Origin of the sequence: Frigoribacterium sp. Leaf263, from assembly GCF_001422285.1 — a bacterium.
In the GTDB taxonomy this organism is placed as follows: Bacteria; Actinomycetota; Actinomycetes; order Actinomycetales; family Microbacteriaceae; genus Frigoribacterium.
In genome coordinates, this window is the sequence record NZ_LMMO01000003.1 from 666,863 (window position 1) to 689,942 (window position 23,080).

Here is a 23,080-nt window from a genome sequence, read left to right on the forward strand (position 1 = left end):
TCCGCGCGGACGGCCCCGTCTCGGCCGAGGGCATGCCGTGCACCCGCGCTCACCGGGATTAGTCCCGGTCGGCACGGCGAGCCGCGCCGATCCGGAGCCCCCGCGGACGTACCATCCACGCATGACCGAGAACGCGGACCTGCTGAGGACGGACGCCGTCGCGCCTCCCGAGGTCGACGCCCACCGGTTCCGCTCGACGTTCGTCGAGCCCACCCCGACCCCCGCGCCGTCCACGACGCCGCCCCCGCAGGAGCTCCACCCCGTGTCTCAGACCCTCGCCCCGGAGGCGCGCGACAGCATCGCCTCCCGCCCCGCCTCCGTCCCCAGTCACCGCGCCGACGCCCCCGAGCCGATCATGGTCCCGACAGCGTCCGATCCCGGCTCCGGGGCCGACCGCGAGGCGATGCCGGACCCCCGGCCGGTCAGCGCGCCGCGCCACTCGGTCGACACGTCCGCCATCACCCTGCCGGTCTTCGCCGTCCCCGTCGGCCCCGATCTGCCGCAGCCGCCGGAGCGCGTGACCCTCGACGACGACGTCCTCGCCCGGCTCGTGACCCGGCGCTTCGAGGACACCGCGACGGTCGACCTCATGGCCGTGGTGCAGGCGCAGCTGCTCGCCCGCCGCGCCGAGGCGGCCCGCTTCGCCCGGTGGGAGAGCGAGATCAGCCGCGTCGGGACGGACGAGGCGGCGCTCGTCCTCGAACGCACCCGCCTGCGGTTCACGGGCGTGATCGATATCATCGGAGCAGGCGCTCCTGCTCCGGCGGGAGGCGACGTCGACGACAGCGACACGAACCTCATCCCCATCGTCACCCCCGAGGAGGCCGAGGCCGACCTCGCCGCGCGTCGCGAGGCGGCCCGACTGGCCGAGGCCGAGGCCGACGTCGTTGCCGAGCCGGACGTCGTGGCCGAGCCGGACGTCGTGGCCGAGCCGGACGTCGTGGCCGAGCCGGACGCCGTGGCCGAGCCGGACGCCGTGGCCGAGCCGGAGGCCGAGGTCGGAGCCGCCGCCGAGGCCCCCGCCGCAGCGCCCCGCGAGACGTCGACCGCCCCGGTCGCCGACGTCACCGGTCCGGCGAAGGAGACCCCCGTGGTCTCCGGATCCGAGGCCGAGGCTGAGGCCCCGACCCGTCCCGCCGTCTCCGAGGGCCCCGGTCTCCGCGATCTCGTCGCCGGTACGGGCCGAGCGCTCCGCATCGCCGTCGTCGGCGCAGGCGTCCTCGTGCTCCTCGCCCTGATCCTGGCCGTGGCGGCGGGGGAGTCCCTCGGCACCGCCGTCGTGGCGACGCTGGCCGTCCCGGTGATCGGCGCCCTCTCCGCGGTCGTCGCGACGATGGCGGTGTCGGCGCGCGCCGAGGACGCGTCCGTCGTCGAGCGTCGGCGTCCGATCGCGGTGGTGGCCGCCGTCGTGGTGGCCGCCGTCCTCGGATTCGGCGTGCTGTCGCCCGTCGTGGCAGCACTCGCCTGGCAGGGCTATCTCGTCTCCGGCATCGGCGGCTCCGGCCCCGCGGCCGGCGCGGCGGTGGCCCTCGCCCTCCTCGTCGCGGCCGTCTCCGCACTGGTCGTCGCGGTCCTGCTCACCGGGGTCCGTCGCCCGTCTCGCGACTAGGCTGACGGGGTGTCCACCCTCGCCTCCGTCTCCGCCGTCGTCGAACGCCTCTGGCCGCTGAGCGGCGCCGAGTCCTGGGACTCCCCGGGGCTCGCCGTCGGCGATCCCGAGCGGCCCGTGACCCACATCCACCTCGCCGTCGACGCCGTCCTCGACACGGTCGACGAGGCGCTCGGACTGGATGCCGACCTCCTCCTCGTGCATCACCCGCTCCTGTTCCGCGGCGCCCGCACGGTGTCCGAGGACACCACCAAGGGGGCCGTCATCGCCCGTCTCGTGAGGGGCGGCTGCGCGCTCGTCGCGGCTCACACCAACGCGGACGTCGTCGAGACCGGCACCTCCCGGGTGCTCGCGCACCAGCTCGGCCTCCTCGACCAGCGACCGATCACCGCGGGGAGCACCCCGACGACCGGCCTCGGGATCGTCGGGCGAATCGCCGAGCCGGTCCCGCTCGTCGCCTTGGCGACCATGCTCCGCGACGTGCTCCCGCCGACCGCCTCCGGCATCCGGGTCGCCGGGTCCGCTGAACGCCTCGTCGAGACGGTGGCGCTCTGCGCCGGAGCCGGAGACTCCCTCCTCGACGATCCGGCCGTCCGGTCCGCCGACGTCTTCATCACGAGCGACCTCCGCCATCACCCCGCCTCCGACGCCCGCGAGCTCATGCTCCTCGGTCGCGGGCCCGCGCTGATCGACGTGTCCCACTGGGCCGCCGAGTGGCTCTGGCTCGACACCGCCGCGGCCCAGCTGCGCGAGGCCCTCGACGACGTCGAGGTGACGCTCAGCGACCTGCGCACCGACCCCTGGGACTTCACCGTCGTGCAGTGACGCCCGACCGCCCGCCCACGCCGCGCCTCCTCGGCACCCCGTCCTCCGACCATCCGCACCGACACGAAGAAGGCCACGCATGCCGCTGACCGCCAGCCCCGCCGATCAGGCCCTGCTGCTCGATCTCCAGAAGCTCGACACGACCCTGCAGCAGCTCGCCCACAAGGCCCGCAACCTCCCCGAGATCGCCGTCCTCGCGACCATCGACGGCGACGCAGCCCGCCTCCGCAGCCGTCTCGCCTCCGAGCAGGGCGCGTTCGAAGACGCCGAGGTCGAGCTGAAGCGCATCGAGTCCGACGTGTCCGTCGTCGAGGCGCGGGTCGCGCGTGACACGCAGCGTCTCGCCTCCACGTCGTCCGTTAAAGACGTGCAGGCGCTCGAGGGCGAGCTGGCCGCCCTCGCCCGGCGCACCTCCGACCTCGAGGACCTCCAGATGGACGTGATGGAGCGCGTCGAGAGCCTCGGCGCCGTCGCCCGTCTCACCCAGAGCGAGCTCGACCAGATCGACGGTCGTCGCGCCGACGCGACCACGTCGCGCGACGAGTCGCTGGCCGGGCTCGAGCGTGAGCGCGCTCAGGTGGCCGCCGACCGGCAGACCCTCGCGGCGCGGGTCCCCGGCGATCTGCTGGCCCTCTACGAACGTCAGCGCGAGCGCTACGGCGTCGGCGCGTCCCTCCTGCGCGGAGGCGTGTCGAGCGCCAGCGGCGTGACCCTCACCGGCAGCGATCTCGCCGCCGTGCGATCGGCCTCCGCCTACGACGTCCTGCTCTGCCCCGACAGCAACGCGGTGCTCGTCCGCACGCAGGAGTCCGGCATCTGACCCTCCTCCGCGGCCGCTCGCGTCGCCCGGCCCGAGGCCGGTAGGCTGTAGGGGCGAACGGGTCGGCAAGACGGTCGCGTCGGCACGGGTCCGCCCGTGCCGCCGAGGAACGTCCGGGCTCCACAGAGCAGGGCGGTGGGTAACACCCACCCGGGGCAACCCGCGAGACAGTGCAACAGAGAGCAGACCGCCACGGTCGTCACCGCGAGGTGCGACCGGGGTAAGGGTGAAACGGTGGTGTAAGAGACCACCAGCGGTTCGGGTGACCGACCGGCTAGGTAAACCTCGCCCGGAGCAAGGTCAGACAGAGGGCGTCGAGGTTGCTCGCCGAGTCCTCGGGTAGACCGCTGGAGAGCTGCGGCGACGCAGTTCCGAGAGAGATGGCCGTCCACGGTGCGTGAGCATCGAGACAGAACCCGGCGTATCAGCCGGCCCGTTCGCCTCACGCGAGAACACCCTGCTGCAGGAGGCGCGCCTCCTGCAGCAGGGTGTTCTCGCGTCGTGGGCGGTGCGCCCGATCGTCAGCCGACCGGGTTCGACGAGGCGGCCAGAGCCGCGGCTCCCATGATGCCGGCGTTGTTGCGCAGCGTCGCCGGGACGATCTCGGCCCGGAGGTCGAGAAGCGGCAGGAACTCCTCGTGGTGCTTCGAGACGCCGCCGCCGACGATGATCAGTCGGGGGTAGAGCAGGGCCTCGAGGTGCGAGTAGTACTTCTGGAGGCGCTTGGCCCAGTGCTTCCAGGTGAGCTCGTCGCGCTCCTTGGCGGCGAACGAGGCCTTCGTCTCGTAGTCCTTGCCGCCGATCTCGAGGTGTCCGAGCTCGGCGTTGACGATCAGCACGCCGTCGTTGATCAGCGCCGTCCCGATGCCGGTCCCGAGGGTCGTCATGATGACGAGGCCCTTGACTCCGCGGGCGGCGCCGAAACGGGTCTCGGCGTAACCGGCGGCGTCGGCGTCGTTGACGAAGTGGATGTCCCGGCCGAGGGTGGTCTCGAAGAGCTTCTCGGCCTCGAAGCCGATCCACTTCTTCGACACGTTGGCCGCCGACAGGGTGGTGCCGTCCATGATCGCCGCGGGGAAGCACACGCCCACCGGCATGGCGTCGTCGTCGACCCCGAGCTCGTCGACGATCTGCTTGACCACGGCGACGATGTCGTCGGGCTCACCGCCGGCGGGGGTGGGCTTCTTGATGCGGTCGGTGAGGAGCTCGCCGGACTCGAGGTCGACGATGGCCCCCTTGATGCCGGTGCCGCCGATGTCGATGCCCACTGCCTTCTGTGACACGGGTGGTTCCTTTCCGGGGGTGGAGGGGTGAGCGTCAGCTCAGGGTGAGGATGTCGGCACCGCGTTCGGTGACGACGAGCGTGTGCTCGAACTGCGCGGTGAGGCTCTTGTCGCGGGTCGTGACCGTCCAGTCGTCGGACCAGATGTCGGCGTCGATGCCCCCGAGGGTCAGCATGGGCTCGATCGTGAAGACCATCCCGACCTCCATGACGTCGTCGTACCGGGGCGCGTCGTAGTGGGGGATGATCAGGCCCGAGTGGAAGGCCCGACCGACGCCGTGGCCGGTGTAGTCGCGGACGACGCCGTAGCCGAAGCGCTTCGCGTACGACTCGATGGCCCGACCGATCACGTTGACCTCGCGGCCCGGCGCGACCGCCTTGATGCCGCGGCGGAGGGCCTCGCGAGTGCGATCCACGAGATCGACGGTCGCCGGCGCGCCCTCGCCGACGACGAAGGTGCGGTTCAGGTCGCCGTGCACGCCGTGGGCGAAGGCGGTGATGTCGATGTTGATCAGATCGCCGTCGACCAGCTCGGTGTCGTCGGGGATGCCGTGGCAGATCACCTCGTTCACCGAGGTGCAGATCGACTTCGGGAACCCCCGGTAGCCGAGGGTCGACGGGTAGGCGTCGTGCGAGACGACGAACTCGTGGGCCACGCGATCGAGCTCGTCGGTCGTGACGCCGGGGCGGATCGCCGCCTCGACCGCGTCGATGGCCTGCGAGGCGATGCGCCCGCTCGCCCTGATCAGCTCGACGGTCTCGGCGTCGTACACGTCGCCGCCCGTGTAGGGGCTCGGTGCCTTCCGGCCGACGTACTCGGGTCGGGGGATGGACGCGGGGACCGGACGCTGCGCTGAGATCCGGCCCGGAGTCAGTGTTCCGTCGAGGTCCCGAGGCATGTCGACCAGCTTAGGGGGCGCGTCGTCGGGCGGGCGCGTCCGCTTGCCGTGGTCCCGTCGACAGGCGAGAATCGACGACATGGTCGCCATCGTCATCGCCCTCATGGTCGTGGGCTCGCTCGTCATCATCGCCGGGATCCTCGTGATGCTGCTCTCGCCGCTCGTCTCGTCGCTGCTCGCCCGTCGAGCACCGGGCCGTCGGCCCGCGCCCGTGGCGCCTCCGCGCCGCTGACGGCGTCTCCGGGCGGCTCCGGCCGGCGGGCGGTAGCCTTCCCGCATGGCTGAGTTCTGGTTCAACACGAAGACGCACGAGGTCGAAGAGGGCAAGGTGTCGCCCGCTGTCGACCGTGCCGGCCCGTACGCCACGCGCGACGAGGCGGCGAAGGCCATCGAGACCATCAAGGCCCGCAACGCGCGTCTCGATGCCGAGGACGCCGCCGACGACTGATCCCCGCCGGAGCGGCGACCCTCGCGACACCCGGTGCGTCCACTAGCCTGGACGGCGAGCAGAAAGGCCGTGAATGGACAAGCAGAGAGACTTCGTTCTTCGAACGATCGAAGAGCGCGGCATCAAGTTCATCCGCCTCTGGTTCACCGACGTGATCGGCACCCTCAAGTCGGTGGCCATCGCGCCCGCCGAGGTCGAGGGGGCCTTCGCCGAGGGCATCGGCTTCGACGGATCCGCCATCGAGGGCCTCACCCGCTCGTACGAGGCCGACGTGCTGGCGCAGCCCGACCCCACCACGTTCCAGATCCTGCCGTGGCGTGGTGAGATCGACCCCACCGCCCGGATGTTCTGCGACATCACGACACCCGACGGTCAGCCCGCCGTGGCGGACCCGCGCAACGTCCTCAAGCGCACCCTGGCCCGGGCCGGCGATCGGGGCTTCACGTTCTACACGCATCCCGAGGTCGAGTTCTACCTCCTGAAGAGCGCGCAGGTCGGCGATGACGGTCCTCAGCCGGTGGACTCCGCCGGGTACTTCGACAACGTCCCCGGAGGCACGGCGCACGACTTCCGTCGCCGCTCGGTCCGCATGCTGGAAGACCTCGGCATCTCGGTGGAGTTCAGCCACCACGAGGCCGGCCCCGGACAGAACGAGATCGATCTGCGCTACGCGGACGCGCTGACGACCGCCGACAACATCATGACCTTCCGGACGGTCATCAAAGAGGTCGCCATCGAGCAGGGCGTCTACGCCACGTTCATGCCCAAACCGTTCAGTCAGCACCCCGGTTCGGGCATGCACACCCACATGTCGCTCTTCGAGGGCGACTCGAACGCGTTCTACGAGGCCGGCGCCGAGTACCAGCTCTCGACCATCGGGCGCCAGTTCATCGCCGGTCTGTTGAAGCACGCTCCCGAGATCACGGCCGTCACCAACCAGTTCGTCAACAGCTACAAGCGCCTCTGGGGCGGCGACGAGGCCCCGAGCTTCGTCACCTGGGGCCACAACAACCGGTCGGCTCTCGTCCGGGTCCCTCTCTACAAGCCGAACAAGGGCAACTCGAGCCGGGTCGAGTACCGCGCCATCGACTCGGCGGCGAACCCCTACCTCGCCTTCTCGCTCATGCTGGCCGCCGGCCTCAAGGGCATCGAGGAGGGCTACGAGCTGCCCGCCGAGGCGGAGGACAACGTCTGGGGCATGAGCGACGCCGAGCGTCGCGCCCTCGGGTACAGGCAGCTGCCGGCGAGTCTCGACCACGCGCTGTCCATCATGGAGGACAGCGAGCTCGTCGCCGAGACGCTGGGGGAGCAGGTCTTCAACTACGTCCTGCTCAACAAGCGTCAGGAGTGGAAGGCCTACCGGGCTCAGGTGACTCCGTTCGAGCTGCGCTCGAACCTCGAGATGCTCTGAGCACCGACCCATGCCCCGTCCCGCCGCGGCTCTGTCCGAGCTGGCTCGACTCGGGTTCTCCCGGCTCGGCGAGGCGCGCGACCGCCTCGCCGAGCTCGCCGTGTCGACACCGGCCGTCGAGGCGCTCCTGCCCTCGTTCGCGGCATGCCCGGATCCCGACGCGGCACTGCTCCACCTCGATCGTCTGATCGACCGCGATCGGCCGACGGTCGAGTCCCTGCTGGCGGACGGCTTCGGTCCCCGCCTCGTCGTGGTGCTGGGCGCCTCCTCGGGGCTCGCCGACTTCCTCGTCCGACGACCGGCCGAGTCGGAGGCGCTCCGCACCTCCCTGACGCAGCCGCCGTCCGAAGCGGAGTACGTCGCCGACCTGCAGGAGGCCGTCGGCGACCGGGTGGGTGACGAGGCGCGGGTCGCCCTGCGGGTGCGATACCGGCGGAACCTGCTCCAGCTCGCGTCGTACGACCTGGACGCACCCGACCCTCTCGCCGTGATGCCCCTCGTGGCCACGGCGCTGGCCGACCTCGCGGGCGCTGCCCTCGAGGCGGCGCTCGGCATCGCCCGTCGGGAGGTCGCCTTCCCCGCCGAGGACGTCGAACGGACGCGATTGGCGATCATCGGGATGGGCAAGGCCGGTGCGAGAGAGCTGAACTACCTCAGCGACGTCGACGTCGTCTACGTCGCGCAGGGGGCGGACGGGCTCGAGAACGGCCGCGCCGTCGAGATCGCCACCCGCCTCGCCGTCCACACCGTGCGAGCGGTCTCCGAGCTCTCCCTCGAGACCGAGCTGTGGGAGGTCGATGCGAACCTCCGCCCCGAGGGGCAGGCCGGCGCCCTCGTCCGGACCCTCGAATCGCACATCGCCTACTACGAGCGGTGGGCCAAGGGCTGGGAGTTCCAGGCCCTGCTCAAGGCCCGTCCTCTCGCCGGCGACCGCGAGCTCGGCGACCGCTACGTCGAGCGGATCGCCCCGTTCGTCTGGGCGGCGGCCTCGCGCGAGAACTTCGTCGAGTCCGTGCAGCGCATGCGCGAACGGGTGACCGATCTCATCCCGGCCGACGAGGTCGACCGCCAGCTGAAGCTCGGTCCGGGCGGACTGCGCGACATCGAGTTCACGATCCAGCTCCTGCAGCTCGTGCACGGTCAGGCCGACGAGAACGTCCGCCAGAGGGCCACCCTCGACGCCCTGGGCGCGCTCGCCCGGCGCGGGTACGTCGGTCGTGCCGAGGCGGCCGAGTTCGATCGCGACTACCGCCTCCTCCGTCTCCTCGAGCACCGCATCCAGCTCTCGAAGCTGCGACGGACCCATCTCATGCCCGTCGACGAGGGCGAGCTGCGCGTGCTGGCGAGATCGACCCGCCTCGGCGCCACGGCCGGCGACCTCGTGAGCACGTGGCACGACGTCCGGCGGCGGGTCAGGACCCTCCACGAGCGACTCTTCTACCGGCCCCTCCTGTCGGCCGTCGCCGCGAGACCGGAGGAGGAGCTCGGGCTCAGCAGCGACCAGGCCGCGGCGCGCCTCGCCGTCATCGGCTTCGTCGACCCGCGCGGGGCCCTCGGGCACATCGCCGCCCTGACCGCGGGGGTCTCCCGGCGCGCGAGCATCCAGCGTCACCTGCTGCCGGCCATGCTGCAGTGGTTCGCCGACGGCACCGACCCCGACCTGGGGCTGCTCGCGTTCCGACGCCTGAGCGACGGACTCGGCGAGTCGTACTGGTTCCTGCGCATGCTGCGGGACTCCTCCGGGGCTGCTCATCGGCTGACCACCGTCCTGTCGAACTCGCGGTTCGTGGCCGATCTCCTCGACCGCATCCCCGAGGCCGCGGCCTGGTTCGAGAACGACCACGAGCTGCGACCTCGAGCGCTCGGCACGCTCCTCGCCGAGGCCGAGGCCACCGTCGCGCGCCACTCGGGCGTCGACGCCGCCGCGGCCGTCCTCCGCCAGTCGCGTCGACGGGAGATCCTCCGTCTGGCGATGGGCGGCATCCTCGGCCTGCTCAGCATCGACGAGCTCGCCCGCGGGCTGTCGGCGGTGACGACCGCCGCGATCTCCGGCGCGCTGGCCCTCGCTCGGCGCGACGCCGGCGATCTCGAGTTCGCCGTCATCGCGATGGGGCGCTACGGCGGCGAGGAGCTCGGGTTCGGGTCCGATGCCGATGTGCTCTTCGTCTACCGTGCCGCCGACGACCACGACGGCTCGGCGCACCGCCGGGCCCTGGCCGTGGTGAGCGAGATGAACCGGCTGACCTCCGATGCCCTCGTGCCCCTCGACCTCGACACGGGTCTGCGACCGGAGGGCAAGAACGGCACCGTCGCCCGATCGCTGTCCTCCTACCGCGCCTACTACGCCCGCTGGTCGCTGACCTGGGAGGCCCAGTCGCTTCTCCGCGCCCGCGCGGTCGCCGGCGACGACGAGCTGGCGTCCGACTTCATGGCGTTGGCCGACGACGTCCGGTACCCCACCGCGATCTCCGAGCAGGAGGTGCGCGAGGTCAAGCGCATCAAGGCCCGGGTCGAAGCGGAACGACTTCCGAAAGGCGCCGAGCCGTCTCGTCATCTCAAGCTCGGGCGCGGTTCGCTCAGCGACGTCGAATGGTACGTCCAGCTCCTCCAGCTCCAGCACGCCCACGAGGTGCCGGGGCTGCGGACGCCGTCGACCCTCGACGCCCTCGCCGCGGCAGCGGAGGCCGGTCTCCTGACGGACGACGATGCGCAGAAGCTCCATGACGCCTGGACGATCGCGTCACGCGCTCGGTCGGCCGTCGTGCTGTGGACATCCCGGACGTCCGACGTCCTGCCGACGGACCGGCGCCTCCTCGAGGGCGTGGCTCGACTGATGGAGTACCCGCCGGGGTCGGCGACGCGCCTCGAAGAGGACTACCTGGCCGCCACGAGGCGCTCCCGTGCGGTCTTCGAGCGCGGTTTCTACGGACTCGACGAGACCCCCGAGCCCACCGGCTGAATCGGGTCCGCTCGTGCACGGCGGGTTCGGTCGCGCACGGCGCCCGGCGCGCACCTCGCGACCGTGGGGGCCCGGTGGGAACGTGTGCGGGGAACGCCACGAGGCCCGCACCCCTGGGGGGCACGGGCCTCGTGAGACCTGTCCGGGTCAGACGCCGAAGTACAGCTCGAACTCGAACGGGTGGGGGCGCTGGGCCATCGGGAGGATCTCCTTCTCGCGCTTGTACGCGATCCAGGTCTCGATGAGGTCCTCGGTGAAGACGTTGCCCTTGGTGAGGAACTCGTGGTCGGCCTCGAGTGCGTCGAGCGCACCGTCGAGCGACGCGGGGACCTGGGGGATGTTCTTGGCTTCCTCCGGGGGGAGTTCGTAGAGGTCCTTGTCGACCGGCTCGTGCGGCTCGATGCGGTTCTGGATCCCGTCGAGACCGGCCATCAGCTGCGCGGCGAACGCCAGGTACGGGTTCGAGGCGGCGTCCGGTACGCGGAACTCGATGCGCTTGGCCTTCGGGTTCGTGCCCGTGATCGGGATCCGGATCGCAGCCGAGCGGTTGCCGGCCGAGTAGACGAGGTTGACGGGAGCCTCGAAGCCCGGGATCAGACGGTGGTACGAGTTGATCGACGGGTTCGTGAAGGCCAGGACGGCGGGAGCGTGCTTCAGCAGACCGCCGATGTACCAGCGGGCGAGATCCGAGAGACCGCCGTAGCCGTTCTCGTCGTAGAAGAGGGGCTTGCCCTCGCTCCACAGCGACTGGTGCGTGTGCATGCCCGAGCCGTTGTCGCCGAACAGCGGCTTCGGCATGAAGGTCGCGACCTTGCCCCAGAGCTCGGCGGTGTTCTTGACGATGTACTTGAACTTCAGGATGTCGTCCGCCGCGTGGACCATCGTGTCGAACTTGTAGTTGATCTCCTGCTGACCGCCGGTGCCCACCTCGTGGTGCGCGCGCTCGAGCTCGAGGCCCGCGTCGATCAGCTTGAGGCTGATGTCGTCGCGGAGGTCCGCAGTCTTGTCGACCGGGCTGACGGGGAAGTAGCCGCCCTTGTACGCGGTCTTGTTGGCGAGGTTGCCGCCCTCTTCGACGCGGCCGGTGTTCCAGGCGCCCTCTTCGCTGTCGACGCTGTAGAAGCTGGCGTTCTGCTTCACCTCGTAGCGGACGTCGTCGAAGATGTAGAACTCGGCTTCGGGGGCGAAGAACGCGGTGTCGGCGATGCCGGTCGACGCGAGGTACTTCTCGGCCTTCTTGGCGACCTGTCGGGGGTCGCGGCTGTAGAGCTCGCCGTTGCGCGGGTTGAAGATGTCGAACACGAGGATGAGCGTGCGCTCGGCACGGAACGGGTCGACGTAGCCGGTGGTGACGTCCGGGATGAGCTGCATGTCCGACTCGTGGATCGAGGCGAAGCCACGGATGGACGATCCATCGAAGAGCTGTCCGACGGAGAAGAACTCCTCGTCGACCGTGGAGGCGGGGATGTTGAAGTGCTGCTGGACACCGGGAAGATCGGTGAAGCGGATATCAAGGAACTTGACGTCGGTGTCCTTGATGAACTTCAGCACCTCGGAAGAATCAGTGAACATACGAGATGTCTCTCCAATGGGCTTGGCTGGAACGGACAGGCCACGGCTGCAGCCTCAGACGAGGCTATTGAGGGGCCGTTTCGACGTAGTGTCCTCAATGTTTCCGGCATGTTACGGCTGCGCCGATCGGTAGGCTCGGGGCATGCCCCAGACGCCCCGCACCCCGTCGAACGGTCACGACCCGGCCGGAGGCGCGGGGCAGGGCCCGCAGGCCTGGCCCGGTCGTCGACTCGGCCTCCCCGAGCACGGACCCCGGTCCGTGGCGCGACTCGGCCGTCGCGTCGCCGCCATCGCCATCGACTGGGCCCTGGCCTACGTCGTCGCCTTCGCGTTCTTCGGCGGCGAGGGGATCGCCATCACGCTGGTCTTCGTCGTCGTGCAGATCGTGTTCCTGGTGACTCTCGGAGGCACCATCGGACATCTGATTCTGCGGATGCGCGTCGTCCGGATGGCCGGGGGCTACCTCGGGGTCTGGCGTCCGATCGTCCGCACCGCTCTCGTGGCGCTCGTCATCCCCGCGGTCGTCTTCGATCTGGATCAGCGAGGCCTGCACGATCGGATCGCGGGCACGATCCTCGTGCGGGTCTGACCGGGGGAGAGACGACACCGCCGCCTCCGGGGAGAGCGGCGGTGCGACCCGAATGGGATGCGCAGGTCAGCGGGGTCGACCGGCGCGCACCTTGAACGGGTCCACGCCCTTGGGGATCGGGAGACCGTTCTGACCCAGTGACTGGAGGCGGTTGCCGACGGCGAGCACCTCGTTGCGGTTGATGGCCTTCTTGAGCTTGTTCATGCGACCGGCGAGCTTGTGCAGCGGGATCGCATCGCTGTCCGGGCCGACGTGCAGGACCGTGATCGGCACGTTCGGGAGGACCCTCGCCACCTTGCGACGCTCCTCGTCGACGAGGCGCTTCGTCTGACCGGCGGCACCCTCGGCGATCAGGACGACACCCGGCTTGCCGACGGCACGGTAGACGGCGGCCTGGCTGCGACCCTGCACGGCGACGGGCATCTCGTTGGCACGCCATGCTCGGCGGAGGCCGCTCTTCATGACCGCGCCGACGGCGCCCGGCTGGCCTTCGATCTGCGAGTAGGCGGCGCGCTCGGCACGACGGCCGAGCACGATCAGCAGCAGGAGGATGCCGAGCATGACGCCCACGACGATGTAGAGGACGAGCGCCAGGATGCTGCCCTCGGACAGGAAGAGGCCCGCGACCACGCCCAGGAGGATGGGGAGGATCAGCACCGCCAGCATCACGGGCAGAGCCGTCTTGTCGATCCGGCGGGTCATCTGGAAGACCTGCCACATCTGCTTGAAACGGCCCGGTTCCTTGGGCGGTTTCGGGGTCGTGTTCTCCGAAGACTTACGTCGTGCCATGAACACAGGATACGGGGTCGTCCGCCGTCATGAGTCCTCCCCGGTCACGTCGCAGGCTCGAGGATCCCCAGATGCCTTGCCAGAGAGCGCGGCTCGTCATCGCGGAAGCCCAGGATCGAGCCATGTCGACGACCACCGTGGGGCCCTACGAGGCTCGAGAGGTCGACGGACCGGCCCCGTCCGAGTGGTGGACGTCGGTCACCGGCTCCGGTGAGGCGGTCCTGCTCCGCGCCTCCCCGGCGTCCGCCCGAGAGGCGCTCGTCGAGGCCGCGGTGCTCGGGTCGGCCGAGCATCCGCACGTCGCCGAGATCCTGGACGTGTTCCACGACGAGGGGAGGGTCGTGGTGGTCACGCGGGGCGCGCCCCCGGTCCGGCTCGACGCCTGGCTAACCGGGCGCGGGGTCGTCGAACGCGGCGAGGCCGTGACGCTCGTGGTGCCGTTGGCCTCGGCGCTCGCTCACCTGGCGTCCCGCGGCATCGTGCCCGCGGGCCTGTCGGCGAGCGATGTCGCCATCGATGATCGCGGGGCGCCCGTGCTCCTCGGGCTGAGTCGGGGCATCGTCGTGCGGTCGCCCGATCGCGAGCATCCCGCGGTGAGCGACCTGTGGGCTCTCGTCGCCGAGCAGCTCGATGGGCGCCCCGGGGGCGGCACGCCACCGAGCACCCCCGAGGAGCTCTTCGAGTGGGCCCATGATCTCGGGGCTCCGCAGCCCCTCCCGACCGTCTTCGGCGAGATCGACCGGCGGCCGGCGACGGGGAGTCCAGCGGAGCCCGAGGGCGCCCTGCCGGCCTGGGCGTCCGTGCTTCCCGAGAGCGCGTTGGTGGAGCGAGCCGCCGCCTGGTGGGTCTCTCGCAGCTCGACGACCCTCCGTGAGCGGCTGCGAGGCATCCGGCCCCGGTTCCGGGTGGTGGCGGCGACCCTGGTCGTCTCGGTCGGTGCGGTGGCGGCTCTGAACCTCGCGGAAGGACCCGCCGGCGGTGAGCCGGCGGCATCCTCCTCGTCGACGGCTCCGTCGCCGACGACGCCGGGCGCCGAGGAGCCGCCGGAGACCGAGGCGACCTCCGTGCCCGACGAGTCGCCGCGAGACCCGACGGGCGTCGATCAGGTCATCCGCGGTGACGACGCCGCCGCGGCAGCGGGCCTCCTGCTGGAGGCGCGGGCCCGGTGCCTGAGAGACGTCACGCCCTCCTGTCTCGCGGCCGTGGACCACGCGGGCTCACCCCTCGAGGATCGGGACGCCGTGCTGCTCCGGGACCCGGGCGCCACGGAGGGCGTCATCGTGCCGATCCGGCTGGGCGCCGAGACGCAGCGACTGGGGGAGAGCGTGCTCTTCACGGCGACCACCGGAGACGACGAACCGGCCTCGGTCCTCGTGGTGAGGACCGAGGCCGGTTGGCGGCTCCGCGAGATCACAGCCCGTCGGTGACGGGCCGGACTCAGATGCCTAGCTTCGCCGTGAAGTCGCCCGCCTCGAGGCGGTCCTTGACCGCTACGAGGAACCTCGCGGCGTCCGCGCCGTCCACGATGCGGTGGTCGTACGACAGGGCCAGGTAGACCATCGAGCGGATGGCGATGGCCTCACCGCCGTCGGCCTTGATGACCACGGGGCGCTTGACCACGATCCCGGTGCCGAGGATCGCCACCTGGGGCAGGAACACGACGGGAGTGTCGAAGAGCGCTCCGCGCGACCCGGTGTTGGTGACGGTGAAGGTGCCGCCCGCGAGCTCGTCGGGCTTCAGCTTGTTGTCGCGCGTCCGCTGAGCGAGATCGGCGATCTGACCGGCGATGCCGGCCAGGTCGAGGTCTGCGGCGTTCTTGATGACCGGCGTGAGCAGACCGCGCTCGGTGTCGACGGCCATGCTGATGTTCTCGTGATCCGGGTAGACGATGGAGTCGCCGTCGACGGTCGCGTTGAGCTTCGGGTGGGCCTGGAGGGCCTCCGCCGCAGCGAGGGTGAAGAACGGCAGGAACGAGAGCTTGTTGCCCGTCTTCTCGAGGAACGCCGCCTTGTTGGCGTCACGGAACGAGGCCACCTTGGTGACGTCGACCTCGACGACGCTCGTCAGCTGCGCCATGGCCTGCATGGACTGGACGGCCCGTTCGGCGACGACCTTGCGGAGGCGCGTCATCGGGACGGTCGTGCCGCGCAGGGGCGAGATCTCGAGGGGGGCCGGAGCAGCGGCTGCGGATGGCGCCTCCGTCGTCTTCGCGGCGGCCTCCGCGGCGGAGAGGACGTCCTCCTTGCGGATGCGTCCACCGACGCCGCTGCCCGAGATGCTCGACAGATCGACGCCCTTCTCGTTGGCGAGCTTGCGGACGAGCGGCGTCACGTAGCCGGCCGTCGCGTTGGAGTCGGCGGCCGGAGCCGGAGCAGCCGGTGCCGCTGCGGCGGCCGGAGCAGCGGCGGCGGGAGTCGCGGCCGGCGCGGGAGCGGCGGCCGCCGGAGCGACCGGGGCCGAAGGAGCGGCGGCGGGGACGGCCGGCGCGGCCTGCGGAGGCGCGGCCTGGCTGGCGGCAGGCGCGGGGTCGGCGGCGGGTGCCGGCTCGGGGGCCGAGGCCTCGGAGTCCTCGCCGGGAGCGGGGGCAGCCGACGAGGGGAGCTCTGCCTCCTCCGCGTCGTCGCCGGTCTCCGCGGACGACTCCGGTGCTTCGGCCTGATCCTCGGCGGCCGGCTCGGCGGGAGCGTCGGAGCCGCCGTCGCCGATGCGCACCAGGGCGGTTCCGACCTCGACGGTCTCGTCCTCGGGGACGAGGATCTCTTCGATGACTCCGGCGACGGGCGAGGGGATCTCGGTGTCGACCTTGTCCGTCGAGACCTCGAGCAGCGGCTCGTCGACCTCGACGCGGTCACCGACGTTCTTCAGCCAGCGGGTGACCGTACCCTCGGTGACGCTCTCACCGAGTGCCGGGAGGTTGACGGATTCGCTCATTCGTGGAACTCCTTTGACGACATTGTGTGTCTTTGTGTGTGTAAGTGCGGGTGGGGCTACATCGCGTGAAGCGGTTTGCCGGCTAGAGCCAGCATCGCCTCACCGAGAGCCTCGTTCTGAGTGGGGTGCGCATGGACCAGGGGAGCGATGTCCTCCGGGTAGGCCTCCCAGTTGACGGCGAGCTGCGCCTCTCCGATGAGCTCGCCGACGCGCGCGCCGATCATGTGGACCCCGACGACGGGACCGTCGACGACGCGGACGACCTTGACGGATCCGGCCGTGCCGATGATGTGGCTCTTGCCGTTGCCCGCCAGGTTGTAGTCGTAGCTCGTGATCTTGTCGCCGCCGTACTTCTCCGAGGCCTTCGCCTCGGTGAGGCCGACGGAGGCCACCTCGGGGTCGGAGTACGTCACCTTGGGGATGTTGACGTCTTCGATGACGACGGGCTTGAGCCCGGCGATCTCCTCGGCGACGAAGATGCCCTGCTGGAAGCTGCGATGGGCGAGCTGCAGACCGGGCACGATGTCGCCGACGGCGTAGACGCCGGGGACGGAGGTCGCGAGACGCTCGTTCGTGATGACGAAGCCGCGGTCGACGGTCACCCCGGCCTCCTCGAAGCCGAGACCGGCCGTCGACGGCCCCCGACCCACGGCCACCAGGAGGAGGTCGGCATCGAAGGTCTTGCCGTCTTCGAGCGTGACGACCACGCCGTCGTCGTTCTGGGTCACGCTCTGGAACCGGACACCCAGCGAGAACTCGATGCCGCGCTTGCGGAACGCGCGTTCGAACTGCTTGCTGATCGACTCCTCCTCGTTGGGGACGAGGTGGGGGAGGGCCTCGATGATGGTGACCTCGGCGCCGAAGGACTTCCAGACGCTGGCGAACTCGACGCCGATCACGCCGCCACCCAGGATGGCCACCTTGTTCGGGACGTGGTCGAGGGCGAGGGCCTGCTCGCTGGTGATGACCTTCCCGCCGATCTCGAGACCGGGCAGGCTCCGGGAGTACGAGCCCGTGGCCAGGACGATGTTCTTCGCCTTGAGGGTCGTCTCGCCGACCTGGACGGTCGAGGGGGACGTCAGTCGACCTTCCCCTTCGATCGTCGTGATCTTGCGGGCCTTCAGGAGCCCCTGGAGGCCCTTGTACTTGCTGGCCACCACGCCCTCGCGGTAGCTCGTCACCGCCGGGATGTCGATGCCGTGGAAGTCCGTGTGGACGCCGTACTTCGCCGACTCGCGTGACACGTCGGCGACCTCTGCCGAGTGCAGCAGCGCCTTCGTCGGGATGCAGCCGCGGTGGAGGCATGTGCCGCCGACCTTGTCCTTCTCGACGAGCGCGACGTTCAGCCCCAGCTCGGTCGCCCGGAGCGCCGCAGCGTATCCACCGCTGCCGCCGCCGAGCACGACCAGGTCAAAATTCTGTTCCGACACCCAGCAACTCCCTCGTGCGTTCGGAGGTGCCCCGCGCCGGGCGGGTGCGCGTCGTCATGGTCTTGACGACGCACCACCCGACGGCCTCCATCGTGTCGTGGAGTCCGGCCGGCGTTCAGGGACCGTGTTCTGCGGGATTCTCCCGCCTCCACGACCCTACTACGAGGCCGAAAACTCGGAGGCCAGCTCTAGCAGGGTTCTCACGGAAACACCGGTCGAACCCTTGCCCGTGTAGCCGTAGCCGCCGCCCTTGTTGTTGGACGGGCCCGCGATGTCGAGGTGGACCCAGGGGAGCGCCGTCTCGGTGCCCTCCTTGACGCCCACGAACTCGTTCAGGAACACGCCGGCGAGGAGCATCCCCGCCGCGGTGTTGCCGGGGGTCGCGTTCACGAGGTCGGCGACGTCCGACGCGAGGCGGGCCTTCAGCTCGCCCGGCAGGGGCATGCGCCAGAACGTCTCGCCGACGGAGTCGGCGATCCCCACGACGCGCGATGCGAGCTCGTCGTTGCCCATGACGCCCACGGTCCGCATCCCCAGGGCCACCACCTGCGCCCCCGTGAGGGTGGCCACGTCGATGATCGCATCGGGCTGCTCCTCGCTGGCGGCGACGAGCCCGTCGGCCATGACTAGCCGGCCCTCGGCGTCGGTGTTCGTGACCTCGACGGTCGTGCCGCCTCGGATGGTGAGGACGTCGTCGGGCCGGATGGCCGTGCCGCTCGGCATGTTCTCCGCGATGCACAGCCACGCCGTCAGGCGGACGGCCAGCTCGAGCTCGGCGGCGGCTGCGATCACGGCGAGGACGGTGGCCGCGCCGGTCATGTCGTCCTTCATGCCGAGCATGGAGCCGGCCGGCTTCAGAGAGAGACCGCCGGTGTCGTAGGTGATGCCCTTGCCCACGAGGGCCAGGTGCTTGGCGGCTCCGGCGGGCTTGTACTCGACCTTCACCAGACGCGGTCCACGGCTCGATCCCTGTCCGACGCCGAGGATGCCTCCGAAGCCCCCGGCGAGGAGCTCCTCCTCGGCGAGCACGGTCACCTCGAGCGCGGTCCCCTCGGCGAGTGAGAGCGCCTTGTCCGCGAGGGCCTGGGGGAACATCTGCTGGGGCGGCGTGTTCGAGAGGTCGCGGACCGTGTGCACCGCGGTCGCGATCGCCGTGGCGCGCTTCACGATCGACGCGTCGACCGGCTCGGACGTGGCGAGCACGATGTCCCGCGCGTGGCGTCGCGACTCGGAGGCGGACGTCGAGCGGAACGCGTCGAACTCGTAGGAGGCGATGGCCGCGCCCTCGAGTGCGGCCAGCGCCTCGTGCGCTCCGGCGACGGGCAGACCGAGCACGACACGGTCGACGCCCGTGAGCTGCCTGACGGCCGAGCCGGCCGCGTATCGGACGGCCTCGGCGTCGACGGCGTCCCCCATCCCGATGAGGGCGATCGAGGAGGCGCGCACGGCCGATCCGGGCAGGCGCACCAGTTCATCGCGAGCGCCCGTGACGCCCAGCGAGGACAGGACGTCCGACAGGCCGTCGACGTCGAGCACGAGCTCGGGTCCTGTGGTGGTCTTGCGGACGCCGACGACGAGGACGTCGCCCTCGATGTCCGTGGCTGCGGTCGTGCTGGTGGTCAGGATCGAAACGGTCATGCCCCGATGGTATCCACGGCTCTGTTCGCTCAGGGCACGTGGCGACGGGCCGTGGTTCGGGTCGCCGGTACCTAGGCTGGACGTCATGCACGACCCTGCCGGACTCTACGACCTCTCCGCCGACGCCCCGAACGTCCCCGACGGGCTGCCGCTCGTCGCGGCCCTGACGGGCTTCGCCGACGCCGGCTCCGCCGTGAGCCAGCTGGCCGAGTACATGCTGGACTCCCTCGACAACACCCTGCTCGCGAGCTTCGACGCCGACGAGCTGCTCGACTACCGCGCCCGCCGCCCCGTCTTCACCTTCGATCAGGATCACATCAGCGAGGTGTCCGTCGCTCGGCTGTCGCTGCACCTGATGAGCGACGACATCGGTCAGCCCTTCCTCCTGCTGTCGGGCTTCGAGCCCGACTTCCAGTGGAACCGCTTCACCGCCGCGGTCGTGCAGCTGGTCGAGCGGTACCGGGTGGCGACCACCACCTGGGTGCACGCCATCCCGATGCCCGTTCCGCACACCCGGCCGATCGGGGTCACCGTCAGCGGAAACCGCGTCGACCTCATCGAGACGCTCTCCGTCTGGAAACCCGTCACGCAGGCCCCCGCCAACGCTCTGCACCTCATCGAGCACCGGCTCGGTAGAGACGGCCACCCGACGACGGGCTTCGTCCTGCTCGTGCCCCACTACCTCGCCGACACGGAGTTCCCGGACGCCGCGGTGGCGGCGCTCTCGAGCATCAGCGCCGCGACCGGGCTCATCTTCCCGACCGACCGCCTGCGCGAGGAGGGGCGGGAGTTCCTCGCCAAGGTCGAGGAGCAGGTGCACGGCAACACGGAGCTCTCGAGACTCGTCTCCACCCTCGAGGAGCGACACGACACGTACATGGAGGGGAACCCCCTCCCGTCGCCGCTGACCGATCAGGACGGCCGTGTGCCGAGCGCCGACGCTCTCGCGGCGGAGCTCGAGAAGTTCCTCGCCCGACGCAGCGACGGAGACTCGACGGACTGAGCCGCACCTCCTCGATCCGTGCCGGGGTGGGCTGACCGTCGTCCGTCCGCCACGGTAGATTCGTCGGGTGAACTCGTCCCGCGCCTGGCTCGTCTGGGGCGCCGCCGTCTTCGCCTACATCGTCGCCGTGCTGCAGCGGTCGTCGCTCGGAGTCGCCGGCGTCGAGGCGCGGGGGCTCTTCGACGTGTCCGCGTCGACGCTCTCGACCCTCGCCGTCGTCCAGCTGATCGTGTACGCCGGGCTCCAGATCCCGGTCGGCGTGATGCTCGACAAGGTCGGGCCGAAGGCCCTCATCGTCACCGGCGGAGTGCTGCTCGCAGCCGGCCAGCTCGTGGTCGCCTTCGCCCCGCCGGCGATCGGCATGGCCATCGTGGGCCGCATGCTGGTCGGTGCCGGCGACGCGATGACGTTCATCTCGGTCATCCGTCTCCTGCCGTCCTGGTTCCGCGGGCCGATCCTGCCCCAGGTGTCGCAGTGGACGGGCAACATCGGGCAGTTCGGGCAGATCCTCTCGGCCGTGCCCCTGTCGATCGTCCTCCACGGCGCGGGCTGGTCGCCGGCCTTCGTCAGCGCGGCCGCGCTCTCGGTCGTGGCGGTGGTCGTCGTCGTCGTGCTCGTCTCGGAATCGCCCGACGGGGCGGCGGCGCCGACGACGGCGACCACATGGGCGGCGGCGGGCCGCCAGCTCGTCGACAGCGCCCGCCGCCCGGGGACCCGACTCGGGTTCTGGTCGCATTTCGTGACGCAGTCGTCAGGCACGGTGTTCAGCCTCCTGTGGGGCGTGCCGTTCCTCGTGGGGGGCCTCGGGCTGTCATCGGGGGAGGCGTCGGGTCTGCTGGCCGTCCTCGTGGCCTCCGGGGTCGTGGCAGGGCCGATCCTGGGTCTGCTCGTCGCGAGGTTCCCCCTGCGCCGGTCGAACCTCGTCCTCGGCATAGTCGCCGCCATGGGCGTCGTCTGGGCCGTCGTCCTGGCCTGGCCGGGGACTCCGCCGCCCTGGATCGCCGTCGTGCTCGTGATCGTGCTGGGGGTCGGCGGCCCGGGGTCCATCATCGGCTTCGACTTCGCACGGAGCTTCAACCCCCTGCGGAGCCTCGGGGTGGCCAACGGGATCGTGAACGTGGGCGGCTTCCTGGCGAGCTTCGTGATGATGTTCCTCATCGGCGTCGTGCTCGACCGGTTGGACGCGGCGCGCGTCGCGTCGGGGGCCGCCAGCGACGTGTTCGCCTTCGAGTCGTTCCGCGTGGCCTTCCTCGTCCAGTACGTGGTCGTCGGCGCCGGGGTCATCGGCCTCGTCGTCGAGCGACGCCGGACCCGGTCGGGACTCCACCGCGAGGAGGGGATCGAGGTCGCCCCCATCTGGGTCGCCGTCATGCGCCGGTGGCGGACGAGGCGGGGTCGCCGACCCTGACGCGGAGTCAGGCCTCCGGTCGGCGCGCCCCCTCAGGGCGTGCAATAATGGAGCACGGACCCGTTCGTTTCTCGTACCCCGATGTCACCGCCTCGCTGAGGCCCGCCTTCGCTCCGAGACTTGACATGGGTCCTAGTACTGCCCGAAATCGACCGACGCGATCCTCTGCCGGTCGAGGTTCGACGGTTCCGGTCGTTCGACCACGAGCGTCGAGCCCGGACCGAGCGACGAGATGTGAAAGGTGATCGCATGGCTACCCGCAGCAAAGCGACCGCAGCCTCCGACGAGACTGCGACCGACACGACCGAGGTCGCGGTCGAGACCCCCGTCAAGAAGGCGCCTGCGAAGCGCGCCCCCGCCAAGAAGGCGGCGCCCAAAGCCGCCAAGGCGGCCGACGAGGCACCGGCCGACGACGACGCCGAGTCGCCCGAGGTCGCCGTCGAGGCCGACGCCGAGACCCCTGACAAGGCACCCGAGGTCCTTCCCACAGGAGCTCTCGTCATCTCGCAGGACGACGACGACGAGATGCCGGTCTACTCGACCACCATCACGGGAGCCACGGCCGACCCCGTCAAGGACTACCTCAAGCAGATCGGCAAGGTCGCCCTGCTGAACGCCGCGGAGGAGGTCGAGCTCGCGATGCGCATCGAGGCGGGACTCTTCGCCGAGGACAAGCTCGCCGCGAGCACCGGGCTCAGCAAGGAGCTCGAGCGCGAGCTCCGCTGGGTCGCCCGCGACGGTCAGCGCGCGAAGAGCCACCTGCTCGGCGCCAACCTCCGACTCGTGGTCAGCCTGGCCAAGCGCTACACGGGGCGCGGCATGCAGTTCCTCGACCTCATCCAGGAAGGCAACCTCGGCCTCATCCGGGCCGTGGAGAAATTCGACTACACCAAGGGCTTCAAGTTCTCGACCTACGCCACCTGGTGGATCCGTCAGGCCATCACCCGCGCCATGGCCGATCAGGCCCGCACGATCCGCATCCCCGTCCACATGGTCGAGGTCATCAACAAGCTCGCTCGGGTGCAGCGTCAGATGCTGCAGGACCTCGGACGCGAGCCCACTCCCGAAGAGCTCTCACGCGAGCTCGACATGACGCCTGAGAAGGTCGTCGAGGTGCAGAAGTACGGGCGAGAGCCCATCTCGCTGCACACGCCTCTCGGTGAGGACGGCGACAGCGAGTTCGGCGACCTCATCGAGGACACCGAAGCGGTCGTCCCGGCCGACGCCGTGGGATTCACGATGCTGCAGAAGCAGCTCGAGTCGCTGCTCGACAGCCTGTCGGAGCGCGAGGCGGGCGTGATCCGCATGCGCTTCGGACTCGGCGACGGCATGCCGAAGACCCTCGACCAGATCGGCGACACCTTCGGCGTGACCCGCGAGCGGATCCGTCAGATCGAGTCGAAGACGATGGCCAAGCTGCGCCACCCGTCGCGATCGCAGTCGCTCCGCGACTACCTCGAGTAGACC

The 23,080-nt window shown here is 70.5% G+C and carries 19 protein-coding genes and 1 other RNA gene; 13 read left to right on the forward strand and 7 right to left on the reverse strand.

The window, feature by feature from the left end; genetic code table 11:
- Positions 1 to 121 precede the first annotated feature (121 nt).
- From ASF17_RS07110 to rnpB, 4 genes are all read left to right on the forward strand, one after another.
- Positions 122 to 1,609: a hypothetical protein gene (locus tag ASF17_RS07110; RefSeq protein ID WP_055797121.1), complete on the forward strand. Its 1,488-nt coding sequence runs from the start codon at positions 122 to 124 to the stop codon at positions 1,607 to 1,609.
- Between the two features lie 9 nt (positions 1,610 to 1,618).
- Positions 1,619 to 2,434 carry a Nif3-like dinuclear metal center hexameric protein gene (locus ASF17_RS07115; protein ID WP_055797126.1) on the forward strand — a complete coding sequence of 272 codons (816 nt, stop codon included), beginning with the start codon at positions 1,619 to 1,621 and terminating at the stop codon, positions 2,432 to 2,434.
- A 79-nt stretch (positions 2,435 to 2,513) separates the two neighbouring features.
- Entirely contained in the window at positions 2,514 to 3,254 is a 741-nt protein-coding gene (locus ASF17_RS07120; protein ID WP_235476422.1) for a zinc ribbon domain-containing protein, read from the forward strand.
- 58 nt (positions 3,255 to 3,312) lie between these two features.
- An RNA gene (gene rnpB / locus ASF17_RS09180) (RNase P RNA component class A) lies at positions 3,313 to 3,694 on the forward strand.
- A gap of 81 nt (positions 3,695 to 3,775) precedes the next feature.
- Here rnpB and ppgK read toward each other — a convergent pair.
- Both ppgK and map read right to left on the reverse strand, forming a co-directional pair.
- The gene (gene ppgK / locus ASF17_RS07125) at positions 3,776 to 4,537 is read right to left on the reverse strand and encodes a polyphosphate--glucose phosphotransferase (RefSeq protein ID WP_055797129.1); all 762 of its coding nucleotides are present in this window, start codon (positions 4,535 to 4,537) and stop codon (positions 3,776 to 3,778) included.
- Between the two features lie 34 nt (positions 4,538 to 4,571).
- Positions 4,572 to 5,435 carry a type I methionyl aminopeptidase gene (gene map, locus ASF17_RS07130; protein WP_055797132.1) on the reverse strand — a complete coding sequence of 288 codons (864 nt, stop codon included), beginning with the start codon at positions 5,433 to 5,435 and terminating at the stop codon, positions 4,572 to 4,574.
- Positions 5,436 to 5,514: 79 nt separating this feature from the next.
- Here map and ASF17_RS15510 point away from each other — a divergent pair, with 79 nt between their 5' ends.
- The 4 genes from ASF17_RS15510 to ASF17_RS07140 all read left to right on the forward strand — a co-directional run bounded on the left by ASF17_RS15510 (position 5,515) and on the right by ASF17_RS07140 (position 10,253).
- Positions 5,515 to 5,667 carry a hypothetical protein gene (locus ASF17_RS15510; protein WP_156357334.1) on the forward strand — a complete coding sequence of 51 codons (153 nt, stop codon included), beginning with the start codon at positions 5,515 to 5,517 and terminating at the stop codon, positions 5,665 to 5,667.
- Between the two features lie 45 nt (positions 5,668 to 5,712).
- A complete protein-coding gene (locus tag ASF17_RS15515) occupies positions 5,713 to 5,883 on the forward strand; it encodes an SPOR domain-containing protein (protein ID WP_156357335.1) in 171 nt (56 codons plus the stop codon).
- Between the two features lie 73 nt (positions 5,884 to 5,956).
- Entirely contained in the window at positions 5,957 to 7,294 is a 1,338-nt protein-coding gene (locus ASF17_RS07135) for a glutamine synthetase family protein (RefSeq protein ID WP_055797135.1), read from the forward strand.
- Between the two features lie 10 nt (positions 7,295 to 7,304).
- Positions 7,305 to 10,253, forward strand: coding sequence for a bifunctional [glutamine synthetase] adenylyltransferase/[glutamine synthetase]-adenylyl-L-tyrosine phosphorylase (locus tag ASF17_RS07140; RefSeq protein ID WP_055797138.1), 2,949 nt, complete (start codon positions 7,305 to 7,307; stop codon positions 10,251 to 10,253).
- Positions 10,254 to 10,400: 147 nt separating this feature from the next.
- Here the strand turns inward: ASF17_RS07140 and glnA are convergent, their stop codons facing one another.
- A complete protein-coding gene (gene glnA / locus ASF17_RS07145) occupies positions 10,401 to 11,825 on the reverse strand; it encodes a type I glutamate--ammonia ligase (RefSeq protein ID WP_055797142.1) in 1,425 nt (474 codons plus the stop codon).
- A gap of 142 nt (positions 11,826 to 11,967) precedes the next feature.
- Between glnA and ASF17_RS07150 the strand changes: the two genes are divergently transcribed.
- Positions 11,968 to 12,414, forward strand: a complete 447-nt coding sequence (locus ASF17_RS07150) for an RDD family protein (RefSeq protein WP_055797148.1) — start codon at positions 11,968 to 11,970, stop codon at positions 12,412 to 12,414.
- Between the two features lie 66 nt (positions 12,415 to 12,480).
- On the opposite strand, the gene ASF17_RS07155 is transcribed toward ASF17_RS07150, so the two are convergent.
- Positions 12,481 to 13,203, reverse strand: a complete 723-nt coding sequence (locus ASF17_RS07155) for a DUF4191 domain-containing protein (protein ID WP_055798414.1) — start codon at positions 13,201 to 13,203, stop codon at positions 12,481 to 12,483.
- A 122-nt stretch (positions 13,204 to 13,325) separates the two neighbouring features.
- Here ASF17_RS07155 and ASF17_RS07160 point away from each other — a divergent pair, with 122 nt between their 5' ends.
- Entirely contained in the window at positions 13,326 to 14,630 is a 1,305-nt protein-coding gene (locus tag ASF17_RS07160) for a hypothetical protein (RefSeq protein ID WP_055797151.1), read from the forward strand.
- A 10-nt stretch (positions 14,631 to 14,640) separates the two neighbouring features.
- Here the strand turns inward: ASF17_RS07160 and sucB are convergent, their stop codons facing one another.
- The 3 genes from sucB to ASF17_RS07175 form a co-directional block, all read right to left on the reverse strand.
- On the reverse strand, positions 14,641 to 16,134 hold the full coding sequence (gene sucB, locus ASF17_RS07165) for a 2-oxoglutarate dehydrogenase, E2 component, dihydrolipoamide succinyltransferase (RefSeq protein WP_055797154.1): 1,494 nt from the start codon (positions 16,132 to 16,134) through the stop codon (positions 14,641 to 14,643).
- A 56-nt stretch (positions 16,135 to 16,190) separates the two neighbouring features.
- On the reverse strand, positions 16,191 to 17,564 hold the full coding sequence (gene lpdA / locus ASF17_RS07170) for a dihydrolipoyl dehydrogenase (RefSeq protein WP_055797157.1): 1,374 nt from the start codon (positions 17,562 to 17,564) through the stop codon (positions 16,191 to 16,193).
- Between the two features lie 159 nt (positions 17,565 to 17,723).
- Positions 17,724 to 19,202, reverse strand: coding sequence for a leucyl aminopeptidase (locus ASF17_RS07175; RefSeq protein WP_055797160.1), 1,479 nt, complete (start codon positions 19,200 to 19,202; stop codon positions 17,724 to 17,726).
- Between the two features lie 85 nt (positions 19,203 to 19,287).
- Here ASF17_RS07175 and ASF17_RS07180 point away from each other — a divergent pair, with 85 nt between their 5' ends.
- The 3 genes from ASF17_RS07180 (at position 19,288) to ASF17_RS07190 (ending at position 23,077) form a co-directional block, all read left to right on the forward strand.
- The gene (locus ASF17_RS07180; protein ID WP_055797163.1) at positions 19,288 to 20,205 is read left to right on the forward strand and encodes a proteasome assembly chaperone family protein; all 918 of its coding nucleotides are present in this window, start codon (positions 19,288 to 19,290) and stop codon (positions 20,203 to 20,205) included.
- A 67-nt stretch (positions 20,206 to 20,272) separates the two neighbouring features.
- On the forward strand, positions 20,273 to 21,613 hold the full coding sequence (locus ASF17_RS07185; RefSeq protein WP_055797167.1) for an MFS transporter: 1,341 nt from the start codon (positions 20,273 to 20,275) through the stop codon (positions 21,611 to 21,613).
- Positions 21,614 to 21,862: 249 nt separating this feature from the next.
- Positions 21,863 to 23,077: an RNA polymerase sigma factor gene (locus ASF17_RS07190; protein WP_055797169.1), complete on the forward strand. Its 1,215-nt coding sequence runs from the start codon at positions 21,863 to 21,865 to the stop codon at positions 23,075 to 23,077.
- Positions 23,078 to 23,080: the final 3 nt, after the last annotated feature.

Coding starts and splice junctions, on each gene's coding strand:
- ASF17_RS07150 (WP_055797148.1), top strand. CDS start 11,968: ATGCCCCAGACGCCCCGCACCCCGTCGAACGGTCACGACCCGGCCGGA.
- glnA (WP_055797142.1), bottom strand. CDS start 11,825: ATGTTCACTGATTCTTCCGAGGTGCTGAAGTTCATCAAGGACACCGAC.
- ASF17_RS07160 (WP_055797151.1), top strand. CDS start 13,326: ATGTCGACGACCACCGTGGGGCCCTACGAGGCTCGAGAGGTCGACGGA.
- ASF17_RS07190 (WP_055797169.1), top strand. CDS start 21,863: ATGGCTACCCGCAGCAAAGCGACCGCAGCCTCCGACGAGACTGCGACC.
- ASF17_RS07140 (WP_055797138.1), top strand. CDS start 7,305: ATGCCCCGTCCCGCCGCGGCTCTGTCCGAGCTGGCTCGACTCGGGTTC.
- ASF17_RS07135 (WP_055797135.1), top strand. CDS start 5,957: ATGGACAAGCAGAGAGACTTCGTTCTTCGAACGATCGAAGAGCGCGGC.
- sucB (WP_055797154.1), bottom strand. CDS start 16,134: ATGAGCGAATCCGTCAACCTCCCGGCACTCGGTGAGAGCGTCACCGAG.
- ASF17_RS07180 (WP_055797163.1), top strand. CDS start 19,288: ATGCACGACCCTGCCGGACTCTACGACCTCTCCGCCGACGCCCCGAAC.
- ASF17_RS07175 (WP_055797160.1), bottom strand. CDS start 19,202: ATGACCGTTTCGATCCTGACCACCAGCACGACCGCAGCCACGGACATC.
- map (WP_055797132.1), bottom strand. CDS start 5,435: ATGCCTCGGGACCTCGACGGAACACTGACTCCGGGCCGGATCTCAGCG.
- ASF17_RS15510 (WP_156357334.1), top strand. CDS start 5,515: ATGGTCGCCATCGTCATCGCCCTCATGGTCGTGGGCTCGCTCGTCATC.
- ASF17_RS07110 (WP_055797121.1), top strand. CDS start 122: ATGACCGAGAACGCGGACCTGCTGAGGACGGACGCCGTCGCGCCTCCC.
- ASF17_RS15515 (WP_156357335.1), top strand. CDS start 5,713: ATGGCTGAGTTCTGGTTCAACACGAAGACGCACGAGGTCGAAGAGGGC.
- ASF17_RS07155 (WP_055798414.1), bottom strand. CDS start 13,203: ATGGCACGACGTAAGTCTTCGGAGAACACGACCCCGAAACCGCCCAAG.
- ASF17_RS07120 (WP_235476422.1), top strand. CDS start 2,514: ATGCCGCTGACCGCCAGCCCCGCCGATCAGGCCCTGCTGCTCGATCTC.